This window comes from Kitasatospora sp. MBT63 (assembly GCF_000710465.2).
GTDB lineage: Bacteria > Actinomycetota > Actinomycetes > Streptomycetales > Streptomycetaceae > Kitasatospora.
The window spans coordinates 1-12,753 of record NZ_JAIZ01000259.1; the positions used below are offsets into that span (position 1 = coordinate 1).

Consider the following 12,753-nt stretch of genomic DNA (forward strand, 5'->3'; position numbering starts at 1 on the left):
GGGCCGGGGGCGGCGGGGCCAGGGGCAGGTACGGCCGGTGCGGCGGCGGGGCGGCAGAAGCCCCCGAGGTGCATCGGTCGGCCGCCGGCGCGGTAGACCGACGGTTGCCCGCAGCGCACGCAGGGTGCCGGTTCCGCCATCACCGGCGCGCCGCTGCTGCTGTGGTCGAGTGCCACCGGGTGTGACGCGTCGGCGGGTTCGGGCTGCCGGTCGGGACCGGTGGTGGGTGCCTGCGGCGCCACCGGCTGCGGCGTGCTCCCGGCCGCCCGGGCGAGCCGGTCGGCGATGCCTTCGAGCAGTTTCGCGTAGGCGGCGCGGCCCTCGCCCTGCGGGTCGCGCTGCCCGGACTCCCAGGCGGCGAACGTGCCGGCCGACACGGCGAGGGCCTTGGCGGTCTCGGCCTTCGTGAGGCCGTACGCGGTCCTCAACCACACCCGCTCGGCAGGCTCGGGCAGCGGCGCGGCGCGGCGCGGTCCGGCGTTCAGCAGCGCGTCCACCGGGTCCACCGGATCCGGGAGGCCGGGCGTCGTTGCGGTCATGCTCGTCTTCCCTCGCTCGCTCGACGGTGTTCTCAGGCCGCCCGGTACTGGCCGCGCCGGACCCGTACGACGCGGCCGGCCTTGAGCAGGCCGTCGAGGTAGACGGAGGCACCGTTGCTGTTCGTCCTCCTGCCCGCCGCGGTCAGCGCCTGCGCGATCTCGCCCAGGCCCATCGGCCGTTCGGACGACTGCAGGACCTTGACGATCGCCTCGGCCTTCGTCAGGTCCTTGATCTCCCGCTGCTGCATGACCGGTGCCTCGACGAGCCGCCTGAGTGCGTCGCGCTGGGCCCTCAGCCCCTCGATGCGCACGCCCAGCAGGTCCCGCTCCCGCTCCGCCTCGTGGAGCTCCCTCTCCACCCGCCCGAGATCATCGCCGTAAGAAGTCACAAGAGAAGCATAGCGACATCGATCTAGGAACCTAGAGATTCTTAATAAAGCATTCCTCGGGCGACTCCGGGACCGCCGACGGCGCAGGTCAGAGAGTCTCGCCGGCGCAGGACCCGTGGGCGCCGCAGGCGTAGCAGGTGTACCTCATGCATCCGGTGCACAGTCCGATGTTCTCCAGCCGGTACCGGTCCCCACAGCCGTCGCACACCGCGCGTTCCCGCAGCATGGCATTCCAGCCGGCATCGCCCCCGATGGAGTCGTAGGAGGCGGCGACGAACGTCGGGCCCCTCACCCTCGGCAGGAGCCGCCCGGGGCGCCAGGGCCTCGGTGCACCACGTGACGGTCTGAGCGGTGAGATCGTTGATCGAGTGGGCGATCTCCGTTCGGACTCGGTCCGGGCTGAGGAACACCGCCTTGAACGGCCACGGTCCCTCCAGATGACCCGCGTGCTCCTCGGTGTCGTCGGTCAGTACGGCCAGACGTCCGCCCCCGAGGGCGACGACCCAGTAAGCTCCACCGCTCTCCGGATCGTGGAACACCTGTATCCGGGCCGCGTCGATACCCGCCCCCAGCAAGGCGCCGACGACACCGTACCGGTGGGCGATGCCGGTGGGATCCCACACCTCACTCCACGCCACGCTGGTGGCCGTGGGCGGCACCTGCGCCGATCGGGCGAGACCCGGTTCGGGACGGTCGGCGGCCTCCCCCTCGTACATGCGGACGGACCTCCTTCATGGTGCGGTGGCACCGGGCCGCGACCTTGCCGTACGGACTGTCGGGGTGACGTCTGACGACACAAAAGTTACCGGTCGGTTACCTTGCGACCGAGACCGAGACCGCGGCAGCCGAAGCGGACGGCGGCCGGGGCACCGATGTCTGCCCCGATCCTCCGGTCCGGCGTCCCTACGCGCCACGCCCTGGGGCAGGGCGTGGCGCGCGGCGCCCGACATCATTCCTGGTACCGGGTCGTTCCTGAGCCCGGTTCGGGGATCGAGCGGGCCGGGCGCATCCAGGCGAGCGGCCTCGCAGGGCGTACAGAAAGGGCCCGTTGCAGATGTCTCCCCGCACGTGGATCAAGGCCGTCCGGCGCGGACTCCGGCTCCGCCGTCTGCGACGCCGGCCTCGTACGGGGCTGCGCCGGCTCATACCGACCTGGCGGATGATCCTGCTGATCGTGGCGCTCGCCGCCTTGGTGCCCGGGTGCGCGGTCGCCGTCGGCATCTCCGTGGTGCGCATTCCCGACGCCCACGCGGCCGCCACCGCCCAGAGCAACACCTGGCTGTACCGCGACGGCACGCTGCTCGCCCGCACCGGTGACACCAACCGGCAGAACGTCCCGCTGGACGAGATCTCCGTCCCCGCCCGGCACGCGACCCTCGCGGCCGAGGACCGGAGTTTCTACGAGGAGGGCGCGCTCAATACCAAGGGCATCCTGAGGTCCGTCGTGAACGCGGCCAGGGGCAAGGGGGCGCAGGGTGGTTCGACGATCACCCAGCAGTACGTCAAGAACACCTATCTCACCCAGGACCAGAGCATCAGCCGCAAGGTGAAGGAGATGTTCATCGCGATCCGGGTCGACGCCGTCGAGACCAAGGACGAGGTGCTGGCCGGCTATCTCAACACCTGCTACTACGGCCGCGGGGCGTACGGCATCAAGGCCGCCGCCCAGGCGTACTTCGGCGTGGACCCCGGCCGGCTCGACGCCGCCCAGGGCGCCTACCTGGCCACGCTCCTGAACGCCCCCGCCACCTTCGACGTGTCCACCGCCACTCCGCAGGGGCACCGCAACGCCGTCGCCCGCTGGAACTACGTGCTGGACGGCATGGTCAAAGAGGGCTGGCTGGCCGCCGACCAACGGGCCGGGCTCGGCTTTCCGACGGTCCTGGAGCCCAGGAAACCCTCCGGTCTCTCGGGTCAGACGGGTTACCTGGTCGGCGAGGCCACCGAGTACCTCACCTCGCACGAGATCCTCACCGACGCCCAACTCGCCCACGGCGGCTACACCATCACCCTGTCCGTGGATCCCGTCCGCCAGCAGCAGCTCCAGGACGCCGTCCGCACCCAGCTCACCGACCAGCTCACGCCGTCCACCCGGCCCGCGGACGCCGCCGTCCAGGCGGGCGCCGCATCGGTGGACCCGGGCACCGGTGCCGTCCTCGCCCTGTACGGGGGGCAGGACGCGACCGAGCACTGGGTGGACAACGCCACCCGCCGGGACTACCAGGCCGGATCCACCTTCAAGGCGATAACGCTGGCCGCGGCCCTGAACAGCGGGGCAAAGACCCAGGGCGGCACCCCGATCACCCCCGACACCGTGTACGACGGCACCAGTCGGCGCCCGGTCCAGGGCGGAAAGGGCGTCCCGTACGCCCCGCCCAATGAGGGCGATCGCAACTGGGGCCGGATCACCCTGCAGCAGGCGACCGACTGGTCGGTCAACTCCGTGTTCGCCCAGGTCGCCCAGGACACCGGTCTGGCCCGGGTCCGGGACACCGCCGTCGCGCTCGGTCTGCCCTCCGGCACCCCCGGACTGGCGGCGAACCCCGCGATCACGCTCGGCGTCGCCACCCCCTCCGCCCTGGACATGGCGGGCGTCTACGCGACCCTGGACAACGACGGTCTGCAGACCGATCCCTGGATCGTGCAGGCGCTGCAGCACGAGGGCGAACCGGTCGCCCTGCCCGAACACCACCAGGCGCAGGCCGTCACCACGGAGACCGCCCGCGCCACCACCGACATGCTGCGCGGAGTGATCGCCGACCCCGGCGGAACCGGCAACCGGGCCCAGATCGACCGCCCGGCCGCCGGCAAGACCGGCACCACCGACAATTCCCGCTCGGTCTGGTTCGTCGGCTACACCCCCGAACTGGTGACCGCGGTGGCCCTGTTCGGCCAGGACCCGGCAACCGGCAAGCAGGTCGCCCTCGACGGCGTCGGCGGCACCGGCCAGGCCGCGGGCGGCCGCTTCCCGGCCCAGATCTGGGCCGCCTACGCCAAGGCCGCGCTGGCCGGCACGCCGGTCACCGACTTCGCGCAACCGGCCGACCGTCCCGCGCCGAAGGCCCCCGCCACCACACCGTCCACTCCTCGGCCGAGCCCAACCCGCAAGCCGACCCCGTCCCCCACACCCGCCACTCCGGCCGCGCCCACCGCCGTCCCCTCTCCGAGCACGGCCTTCGACCCGCCGTCCGACCCGGCCGAACAATCCCCCACCCGCGGTTCCACCACGGGCCGCGGCGCCACGACTCCCCGTTCGAGCGACACCCCGACCGACGACAGCACCACCACCGACACCACCGGGAACCCGGTCGTACCGGGTCGCCGGACATCCTGAGCCGCCGACGGGAGGGCGTGTCCGTCATCCCTCGTCCGTTCCGCCCGGCCAACGGCCCGGGCACCGAGCCGTCTGGGCTTCCACACCACGGTCGCCAGGTGGGAGACACAATGCACCGCCGTCTGAACGCCCCGTCCGGTACTCACGGCCGTCCCCCTGCCGACGGTGCCGATGTCCTGCCGATCGATCCCGACACGGCCGTCCCGCTGCCCGCAGAACCAGCCGGAGTGCAGCGCCCCGCCCGGCCGCGCCAGTGCGACGTCGTCGCGGTCGTCGCCGTGGGCGGCGGAGTGGGCAGCATCGCCCGTTACACCCTCGCCCGGGCCTGGCCCACCCCTGTCGGTGGCTTTCCGTGGGCGACCTTCACCACCAACATCACCGGCAGCCTGCTGCTCGGCGTCCTGATGGTCCACGTGCTGGAGGTCCGGCCGCCGAACCGCTACGCCCGGCCGTTCCTCGGCGTCGGCCTCCTCGGCGGGTTCACCACCTTCTCCACGTACGCCGTCGAGCTGCGCGACCTGCTCGCCCGCGGGCACCTCGCCGTCGCCGACGCCTACGCGCTCACCAGCCTCGTCGTCGGTCTCGCCGCCGCGTGGACCGGCATCGCCGCCACCCGCCGCCTCGCCCGCCCGCCCGTGTCCGGTGGCCCACAGCGGCGGGCCGAAGCCGACCGTACGGCCACCACCCGTCCCCCCTCGGAAGCAAACCGGTGATGGGCCCACTGCTCCACCACCCCGTGTCCACCGGTCCCCGGGGGAACACCTGATGGCCTTGCTCATCGTCTTCCTCGGCGGCATGGTCGGCGCGCCGCTGCGCTACCTCACCGACAAGGCCGTCCAGGCCCGCCACGACAGCGTCTTCCCCTGGGGCACCCTCACCGTCAACGTCTGCGGCGCGTTCGTCCTCGGTGCCCTCACCGGTGCCGCCCATGCCCACGGCCTGCCCCACAACGCCATGCTGCTGCTCGGCACCGGCGTCTGCGGCGCCCTCACCACCTTCAGCACCGTCACCTTCGAAACCGTCCGGCTCCTCGAGGGTGGCTCCCTCACCGAAGCCGGACTCAACGCCCTCGGCAGCCTGGCATCGGGCCTGGCCGCCGCAGCCGCCGGCCACGCGCTGCTCACCGCCCTGTGAGAGTGCTGGACGGCTGCGGCCCGCAGTACGGGCGGCGCGGCACGGCACCCGCCTCGTGGCCGGTGGCCGATGGCCGATGGCCGATGGCCGATGGCCGATGCGAGAATCCCGGACGGTAACAGGTACCGGACCGAGCGGAGATGTGTGCCATGACGAAACGTCACGCGGTGGTGGTCGGTGCCGGAATAGGCGGCCTCACCGCCGCCGTCGCACTGCACCGCCGCGACTGGCACGTCACCGTCTGCGAACGCGCCCCCGAACCCCCCGCCACCGGCGCCGGCATCGGGCTCGCCCCCAACGCCCTGCGCGCGCTCGACACCATCGGCGTCGACGCCGCCCACGCCGCGGGCCGTGCCGTACCCGCCACCATGGGTCTACGCCGCGCCGACGGCAGGTGGCTCACCCGGGCCGACACCGCCGACCTGACGGCCCGCTACGGCGTGCCCCCGATCGCCGTCCCGCGCCCGGCCCTCACCGGCGCCCTCGCCTCCGCACTGCCGCCGGAAGCCCTTCGCTACGGCACCGCCGTGACGGCCGTTGACGGCTCCTCAGGCAACCCGATCGTCCGGACGGCCGTCGGCCGGGACCTTCCGGCGGACCTCGTCGTCGCCGCCGACGGCATCCACAGCCCGCTGCGCCGCGCGCACTTCCCCGCCCACCCGGGTCTGCACTACATCGGCGAGACCGCCTGGCGGGCCGTCGTCGACGCCCCGCACCTGCGGATCGCGGCCATGAGCGAGACCTGGGGGCGGGGCCAACGATTCGGTGTGACGCCGCTCTCCGACGGCCGGCTGTACCTCTACGCCACCGCGGTCGTCCCGGCCGGCACCCGGTCGGCCGACCCGCGTGCCGAACTCCGGCGTCGCTTCGGTTCCTGGCACGACCCGATCCCGGCCCTGCTGGATCACATCGACCGACTCTCCCCCACGGACGTCCTCCAGAACGACCTCCACGACCTGGCCGCCCCGCTCCCGCGCCTGCACCACGGCCGGATCGCCTGGCTCGGCGACGCCGCCCACGCCATGGCGCCCAACCTCGGCCAGGGCGGCTGCCAGGCCATCGAGGACGCGGTGGTCCTCGCCCACCTGCTGCCCGCCGGAGACGGTGGCGGCGGCTCGGACGCGGTCCCGGCCGCTCTGGCCGCGTACAGCGCCGCCCGCCGCAACCGGACCGACGCGGTGCGTGTCCGTGGCCGCCGGGTCGGCCGCCTGGGAGCCATCCGCAACCCGCTCGCGGCGGCGGCCCGCGACCTCGCCGTCCGTGCCACCCCTGCCCGGCTGGCCCTGCGCGGTATGGACGATCTCTTCAACGGCTTTCGTCTGCCCCGGTAGCAGGGCCTCGGCCCGGTCCGTCCCCCGCCCGCGTCCCGCTGCCCGGTGCCGGGCGCGTGGACCGGGCGGCCGGCCCGCTCCGATGGGGAGTCACCGCGGGCCGGCCACCAGGCGGTGGCCGATTGCCACCCGCTTCGCCCCGCTTCCCAGTGCGACGAAGCCCGGCCTCAAGGAGAGCACGCCGTCGAGCAGCCGCCTCGGACCGTCAGGTCAACCGCCGGTGCCGCACGGTCTGCCCGAAGGGCCTCGCACCGGAGCTTGCGGCTACAACCGCTGCTCCGGAGCGGGGACGGCCGTCGCCGCTCCGATGCTCCCGGTCACCAGCGCATACGCGTGGGCCAACTCCAGCAGGGCGCGGTGATTCTGTCCGCCGTACCGGCCCAGCGCACGGATCTCCGCGCTGATCGCCTTCAGCAACTCGGTGCGTGCTTCGGCCTCCGCCGAAATGATCGAAGGCTCGTTCGACTCCATCTCGTCTCCCTCGCGCCGTCCGCCGGGCCGCCCGGGCGCCGACCGCCGCAGCCACCCCGCCCACTCCCATACTGCAACCCCTCCGACCCCCGTGCTTGCCCCGGCAACACCGCCCGCCGGCTGGGACGACCGCGCGGCGCGCCGCCGCCGGCCCGGCTCCGAAACCGCGGCAGCAGCGGCAGCGGAAGCCACCCGGCCTTCCTTGCCGCCCACCCCATGGTGAACATCCGTCCGCCCCGAGGTCGGCCTAGAAGACCATTCCCGGAGGCTGAGCCGGAGTCGAGACTTGACAGCCCCATCCGGCCGGCGCCGGGCCGTCCGCCAGGGGGACCACCGTCACGAGATTCTCCGGGATCAGCATTCGAGAGGCTTGAACAATGCCGTCCAGATTCTTCGTCATCACCACCGCCGCGATCAGCCTCGCAGGCGCCGCCGGATCCATGACGGTCGCGACTCAGAGCAGCTACGCAAACGACCGGAAGTCGCCGGCATTCAGCGACGGAAGTTTCGAGACCCCCCAGATATCCCAGCAGATCAAAACCTTTCGCAGCACGGAATCCGATAACAACACCATCGGGCCGTGGAAGGTCACCGTGAAGACGGTCGACCTGGTTCGCGGCTGGCAGACGGCAGACGGCAGCCAGATCCTCGATCTCAACGGCACCAATGCGACCGATCTCAACATCACCCAGCCCGGCGCCGTGGAGCAGACATTCGCCACGAAGAAGGGGGAGATGTACAAGCTGACCTTCTCCCTGGCCGGCAATCCTCAGCGAGGCCCTGCCGTGAAGACCGGCGAAGTGAAAATCAACGGGCAGAAGGTCCAGGACTTCTCCGTCGATGTGACCGGGAAGACCGTGAACGATCTCGGCTGGAAGCAACAGCAGGTCACCTTCATCGCTGCGGACAAGTCCACGACGTTGACTTTCGCCAGCACCACGGGAGACCCTTCCAACCCGTCGCCCAGTGGCCCGCTCATCGACAACGTCAAGGTCGAAACCTTCCGACTGCACAAGTAGCCGGCAGCGGCGATGCGCACAGCCCCACGCCCCGGAGCGTGGGGCCTGACCGCGCTACCGCGACGGCACGCTCCGCCGGGCCAGGGCGTCCGTCCGGTCGCCGAGCACTCCGCCGACGACCGGGATCCGGCGCAGCGTGTGGGCGTCGGCGATGTGGTCACTGGAGATCATGACCTGCGGCCAGCCGAGTCCCGCGATCGTCGCGATGGAGGTGCCGAAGGCGATACCGTCCACTGCGCTCATGACGGCGGCGCACGAGCACATCGGGCAGGGCTCCACGGTGCTCACCAGCACCAGACCGCGCAGGTCGGACCGCTCGCGCAGGGCCAGCCACATGACGTTCATCTCGGCGTGCGCCAAGGGTCCGTCCTCGGCGCAGGTGTTGGCCGCCGAGAAGGCCACGATGTTCCCGGCGACGTCGAGCAGCACGGCGCCGAAGGGTGTCGCGCCGTCCGTCTCCACCGTCGCGAGCGCCTCCGCCATGGCCTGCTCGAGCGCGGGGGTCTCCGGAAAGACACGTGCTTCCTTCATCAGGTTCTCCTGGCTGCGAGGAGGGCGGTCCGGCGGGGGCCTTCCGGCCGGGGCTTCCGGGCGACACACAGCCAAGCTAGGCCCAAAGCCCCGTGAGACGCCTGCCGACGGTCCCCCTGCTCCCGGAATGTTCTCAGGGTGCACCGTGTACCGGGCGTTGGTGGCTTCCGGGTGGTGGCTGCGGGCCTCCGCGCGCTCTGTCGGCCGAATGCGCGGGGCGCGACGATAAACGGGCCCGTTCCGCCCGGGGATGCCGTCGGCTGCCGTGGAGATGTGGCGCGGCACCGGGGGTTGTTGGCTGGTGCGGACAGGTACGCCGCTGCTGAGCGAAGGGAACGAGTATGGCTGTGGTGATGTCGATGCGCTGGTCCGGGGTCACGCCGGAGCAGTACGACGTGGTGCGGGACGCGGTGGACTGGGAGCAGGTCCCGGCGGCCGGCGGGCAGGTCCATGTGGCCTGGTTCGACGCGCAGGGCCTGCATGTGACGGACGTATGGGAGTCCCAGCAGGCATTCGAGGCCTTCCTCGCCGAGCGGCTGTCGCCGGCGGTCGAGAAGGCGGGGATCACCGGTGCCCCCGAGACCTCGTTCGCGCCGCTCCACCGGCGGTTCGTCGCGCCCGGGGTCAGCGGCGCCGAGTAGCCGCTCAGCGGGGGATGGTGGCCCGGGCTCCGTCCGGGCCACCGACGGCCCGGCCGCACCAGCACGTTCAGACGCCGCCGACCGCGCCCCACACACCCAGAGCCCTGCCGCGGCGCTCGGCGGGAAAGAGGTGGACGATCAGCGACATGGTCTGGGGCGCGGTCAGCGCGGCGGAGGCCCCCTGGGCAGCGCGGGCCGTGATCAGCGCCGGGGCGTCGGGGCCAGGGCGCATGCCAGCGACGCCGCGGTGAAACCGGCCAGGCCGATGAGGAAGATCCGCTTGGGGCCGTAGCGGTCGCCGAGTCGGCCCGCGAGGATGAGGGGGACGGCGTAGCAGAGGGCGTAGGCGCTGTTGACCCACACGGCGTCGTTGAGCGAGGCCCCGAGGGATGCCCGGATGTCGGGAACGGCCACGTTCACGACCGTGGCATCCAGACAGATCATGAAGAAGCTGACGCACAGCACGTACAGTGCCGTCCGGGGGTCTGCGGGCAGGCCGGCGGCGGAGAGATGACGAAGCTGACGTGGCAATGTCGGTCGTGTCCTTCAACATGCGACGCCCGCGCCGCACACGGTGGCGCGGGAAGCCGCGGGGGGTCGTACGCGACGCCCGGCCTTCAGAGGGACCCCCGACCGTCCCACGCCCGACGCCGTGAACGGCTGCCTTCCAGGACCGTCCACCGGCCACCACGACCTGCCCGCACTGTTGCCCCGAGTCCACACCGGAAGAGGGCCGGGCGGTGACACCTCTACGCCGTTGCCTCCTCGCGTATGTGGTTTTCCGTCAGGTCTCATCGGCGCTCCCCCTGCCTTGACCAGGCGGTCAAGTGGCACGTCGCGGAGCTGGGCCCGTTCTCCGACGAGCCGGTGGACGCCCATCTGCTGTTCGGCTGGCTGGGTGACCTGCCGTTCATGGAATCCAGCCTTCGCCGTCTGCGTCCTGATGCGGGTCCGCCCGGCGGCTCGGCCTGCCGTACGGCACCCATCGGCGGCACCTCCGCAGGGCCTCGATCTGCTCTGCGAGGCCCTGCGGCAGCAGGAGCTGCACGGCCCGCACCAGGGTGACCGGCCGGCCGGAGCCACGACCTGACCTCTGCCTGAACCGACACCCGGAGGTGCAGGAGTTCCCGGTCGCTCTGCGGGAGGGTGGGGGCGGGCGAGGACGCAGGAGGTCGATGCCGGTGCGGAACGGAATCTTCCCGCTCGCAAGGGCGGCAGCGCGATGACGGCGGCACCGGCGGACCGGTCTTCCGCCCGCACGGCGCGGCCCCCGCATCTGGCGGAGGCCGAGACGCTCGTGGACCACCTGGCAGCGCTGCCGTGGGAGCTCGGCCGCAACCGGTACCGGCACGCCGGCCGCTTCGACGGCCTTCCCGACCAGGTCCGCTGGGGATCGCCCGGTGCGGCAGAGGACTTCTACGTGCTGTCGCGCTGCGCGAGCTTCCTCACCCGTGTCGTCGAGCGCGCCTACGGACCCGGTACCTCGTCCGGCTGGGCCACCGAGCGCTTCTTGCGTGACCATGTCGCCGACTGGGGGCCGCATTGCCACTCGCCGAATGCCAGAGCCTATCGGGCCGCCTTCGCCCGGGGCATCCCGCACTTCCGTCCGGTCACCACCGTGCGTGATCTCCTGCCCGGTGATCTCCTGTCGGTCGACTACAACCGACCGAAGGAGGCGGTCTACTCCGGGCACATCGTGATAGTCCGCCGCCACCGGGGGCTCCTCCCGCACCCGGCGGACCGTCGCTTCCCGCTGCCCGTCCTGCCGCACGTCTTCGAGGTGGTCGACTGCAGCAGCCGCCCGCACGGAACCCGGGCCGGCTTCCCGGACCTGTTCGACGCCTATCCGGACACCCGGGCACTCGGGGGCGCCGGGACCGGCGACGGCGTCGGCTACGGCCACATGGTCCTGTACGAGGACCGCAGCACCGGTCGCATCGCCGGGTACCGGCGCAGCCCGGACGCTCCCGGGGCGTTCACCGCGGCCGAGCGTCCCATCGCCGCGGCCCGTATCCGGCCCTGAGCACCCGTCATCCACACGGAGGCGCTCCACCTGCGGGGCGTCCGTACGCGGCGCGCACGGCGCGCGGGGCCGCACGGCGTCGCTGGTGTGGATCCGCCCGGGTGCCACTCGAACAGCAATTTCGAACATACGGTTCGATAATTAACATTCTGGGCGTTTATTTCATCTTTTGGTGGCTGGAGCGTAGGTGGCTGGGCATGGAGACAGGGTCGTCCGTGGGCACGTCTTCCGGCTTCGTGGGGCGTGAGGTCGAGCTGGGTGTGCTGGGGTCGTGTGTGGTGGGGGCTGCGGCGGGTGTGCCGTGGTTGGTGGAGGTGGAGGGGGAGGCGGGGATCGGGAAGACGTCGTTGGTGCGGCGGGTGGTGGAGGGGTTGGAGGGGTGGTCGGTGTGGTGGGCGTCGTGTGATGCGGCGGAGCAGGACTGGCCGTACGGGGTCGTGGAACAGTGGCGCCGTCAGGCGGGCCGGGTGTTGCTGCGGGAGTTCGCGGTGCTGGGTGGGGTGCTGGGGCCGTCGGTGACGCCGGTGGCGGTGGGGGCGGAGTTGGTGGACCTGCTGGGGGCGGTGCAGGACTCGGGGCCGGTGGTGCTGGTGGTCGACGACGCGCAGTGGATGGACGAGGAGTCGTTGCGGGTTCTGCGGTTCGTGATGCGCCGGTTGTGGGCGGACCAGGTGCTGGTGCTGGCGACGGTCCGCACCAGGGGGCCGGTCGATGAGGGGACGTTGGCGGGGGAGCGGGCGCAGGAGTGGCAGCGGCTGGTGGCGGGAGCGCCGAACGCCCAGGTGGTGCGGCTGGGCGGGCTCGGGGAGGCGGATGTCGGCCGTCTGCTGGCCGGGGCGTATGGCGCGGCCGGCGGGAGCAGTGCGGGTGTGGCTGCGGTGCGCAGGGTGTGGGAGCACACGGGTGGGCATCCGTTGTACGTGAGGTCGCTGGTGGCGGCGTTGGGGTCGGCGGGGTTGGCGGACGCGCAGGTGGGACTGCCGGTGCCGGAGTCGCTGGCGGAGGCGGTCCGGCGCACTCTGGTGGGGCTGCCGCAGGACGGCCGGGCGTTGGTGGAGGCGCTGGCGGTGCTGGACGCCCGGGTGCCGCTGGTGCTGGCGGGCCGGGTCGCGGGGGTGGCGGACACCTCGCTGGCGCTCGGTCCGCTGCTGGCCTCGGGACTGGTGGAGTGGGCCCCCTCCGAACCGTCCTCCCCGGTGGCGATCACCCACCGGCTGCAGCGCGACGCGGTCTACCGGGTGATGCGGCCCCAGCGCCGGCGTGAACTGCACACGGCCGCCGTTCCGGTGGTGGACGCGAAGGCGGCGTGGGCGCACCGGGTGGCGGCGACCGATCACGCGG

At 72.3% G+C, this 12,753-nt stretch carries 13 protein-coding genes and 1 pseudogene; 8 read left to right on the forward strand and 6 right to left on the reverse strand.

What is annotated here, in order from left to right; all coding sequences use genetic code 11:
• Together AA75_RS16380 and AA75_RS16385 are read right to left on the reverse strand one after the other, a co-directional pair.
• Positions 1-539, reverse strand: a pseudogene (locus tag AA75_RS16380) (transcriptional regulator); the annotation flags it as partial.
• 32 nt (positions 540-571) lie between these two features.
• Entirely contained in the window at positions 572-928 is a 357-nt protein-coding gene (locus AA75_RS16385) for a hypothetical protein (RefSeq protein ID WP_149038175.1), read from the reverse strand.
• A gap of 1,159 nt (positions 929-2,087) precedes the next feature.
• Here AA75_RS16385 and AA75_RS16395 point away from each other — a divergent pair.
• The 4 genes from AA75_RS16395 (at position 2,088) to AA75_RS16410 (ending at position 6,727) form a co-directional block, all read left to right on the forward strand.
• Complete coding sequence (locus AA75_RS16395) at positions 2,088-4,262, forward strand: transglycosylase domain-containing protein (RefSeq protein WP_051812567.1); 2,175 nt, start codon at positions 2,088-2,090, stop codon at positions 4,260-4,262.
• A 98-nt stretch (positions 4,263-4,360) separates the two neighbouring features.
• A complete protein-coding gene (crcB, locus tag AA75_RS16400; RefSeq protein WP_233289039.1) occupies positions 4,361-4,975 on the forward strand; it encodes a fluoride efflux transporter CrcB in 615 nt (204 codons plus the stop codon).
• Positions 4,976-5,027: 52 nt separating this feature from the next.
• Positions 5,028-5,396 (forward strand): fluoride efflux transporter CrcB, encoded by a 369-nt coding sequence (gene crcB, locus AA75_RS16405; RefSeq protein WP_033820786.1) that lies wholly within the window; start codon positions 5,028-5,030, stop codon positions 5,394-5,396.
• Positions 5,397-5,545: 149 nt separating this feature from the next.
• Positions 5,546-6,727: an FAD-dependent monooxygenase gene (locus AA75_RS16410; RefSeq protein ID WP_033820787.1), complete on the forward strand. Its 1,182-nt coding sequence runs from the start codon at positions 5,546-5,548 to the stop codon at positions 6,725-6,727.
• A gap of 264 nt (positions 6,728-6,991) precedes the next feature.
• Here AA75_RS16410 and AA75_RS16415 read toward each other — a convergent pair whose 3' ends face one another.
• Positions 6,992-7,198: a hypothetical protein gene (locus tag AA75_RS16415; RefSeq protein ID WP_033820788.1), complete on the reverse strand. Its 207-nt coding sequence runs from the start codon at positions 7,196-7,198 to the stop codon at positions 6,992-6,994.
• A 377-nt stretch (positions 7,199-7,575) separates the two neighbouring features.
• Here AA75_RS16415 and AA75_RS16420 point away from each other — a divergent pair, with 377 nt between their 5' ends.
• A complete protein-coding gene (locus AA75_RS16420; protein WP_033820789.1) occupies positions 7,576-8,217 on the forward strand; it encodes a choice-of-anchor C family protein in 642 nt (213 codons plus the stop codon).
• Between the two features lie 54 nt (positions 8,218-8,271).
• On the opposite strand, the gene AA75_RS16425 is transcribed toward AA75_RS16420, so the two are convergent.
• The gene (locus AA75_RS16425) at positions 8,272-8,748 is read right to left on the reverse strand and encodes a deaminase (protein ID WP_051812569.1); all 477 of its coding nucleotides are present in this window, start codon (positions 8,746-8,748) and stop codon (positions 8,272-8,274) included.
• Positions 8,749-9,089: 341 nt separating this feature from the next.
• Here AA75_RS16425 and AA75_RS16430 point away from each other — a divergent pair, with 341 nt between their 5' ends.
• Complete coding sequence (locus AA75_RS16430) at positions 9,090-9,389, forward strand: hypothetical protein (protein WP_033820790.1); 300 nt, start codon at positions 9,090-9,092, stop codon at positions 9,387-9,389.
• A 67-nt stretch (positions 9,390-9,456) separates the two neighbouring features.
• Here AA75_RS16430 and AA75_RS47520 read toward each other — a convergent pair whose 3' ends face one another.
• Together AA75_RS47520 and AA75_RS16435 are read right to left on the reverse strand one after the other, a co-directional pair.
• A complete protein-coding gene (locus AA75_RS47520) occupies positions 9,457-9,621 on the reverse strand; it encodes an MFS transporter (protein WP_149038176.1) in 165 nt (54 codons plus the stop codon).
• Positions 9,591-9,920, reverse strand: coding sequence for an MFS transporter (locus tag AA75_RS16435; RefSeq protein WP_149038177.1), 330 nt, complete (start codon positions 9,918-9,920; stop codon positions 9,591-9,593). The genes AA75_RS47520 and AA75_RS16435 overlap by 31 nt, the downstream gene beginning before the upstream one ends.
• Before the next feature lie 766 nt (positions 9,921-10,686).
• On the opposite strand from AA75_RS16435, the gene AA75_RS16440 reads away from it, so the two are divergent.
• Positions 10,687-11,412: a hypothetical protein gene (locus AA75_RS16440; RefSeq protein ID WP_149038178.1), complete on the forward strand. Its 726-nt coding sequence runs from the start codon at positions 10,687-10,689 to the stop codon at positions 11,410-11,412.
• Positions 11,413-11,513: 101 nt separating this feature from the next.
• Positions 11,514-12,753 (forward strand): AAA family ATPase (locus tag AA75_RS53465; protein WP_149038179.1); only part of this gene is annotated, 1,240 nt, incomplete at its 3' end.

Coding starts and splice junctions, on each gene's coding strand:
- AA75_RS47520 (WP_149038176.1), bottom strand. CDS start 9,621: ATGCGCCCTGGCCCCGACGCCCCGGCGCTGATCACGGCCCGCGCTGCC.
- AA75_RS16415 (WP_033820788.1), bottom strand. CDS start 7,198: ATGGAGTCGAACGAGCCTTCGATCATTTCGGCGGAGGCCGAAGCACGC.
- AA75_RS16395 (WP_051812567.1), top strand. CDS start 2,088: ATGATCCTGCTGATCGTGGCGCTCGCCGCCTTGGTGCCCGGGTGCGCG.
- AA75_RS16430 (WP_033820790.1), top strand. CDS start 9,090: ATGGCTGTGGTGATGTCGATGCGCTGGTCCGGGGTCACGCCGGAGCAG.
- AA75_RS16425 (WP_051812569.1), bottom strand. CDS start 8,748: ATGAAGGAAGCACGTGTCTTTCCGGAGACCCCCGCGCTCGAGCAGGCC.
- AA75_RS16410 (WP_033820787.1), top strand. CDS start 5,546: ATGACGAAACGTCACGCGGTGGTGGTCGGTGCCGGAATAGGCGGCCTC.
- AA75_RS16420 (WP_033820789.1), top strand. CDS start 7,576: ATGCCGTCCAGATTCTTCGTCATCACCACCGCCGCGATCAGCCTCGCA.
- crcB (WP_033820786.1), top strand. CDS start 5,028: ATGGCCTTGCTCATCGTCTTCCTCGGCGGCATGGTCGGCGCGCCGCTG.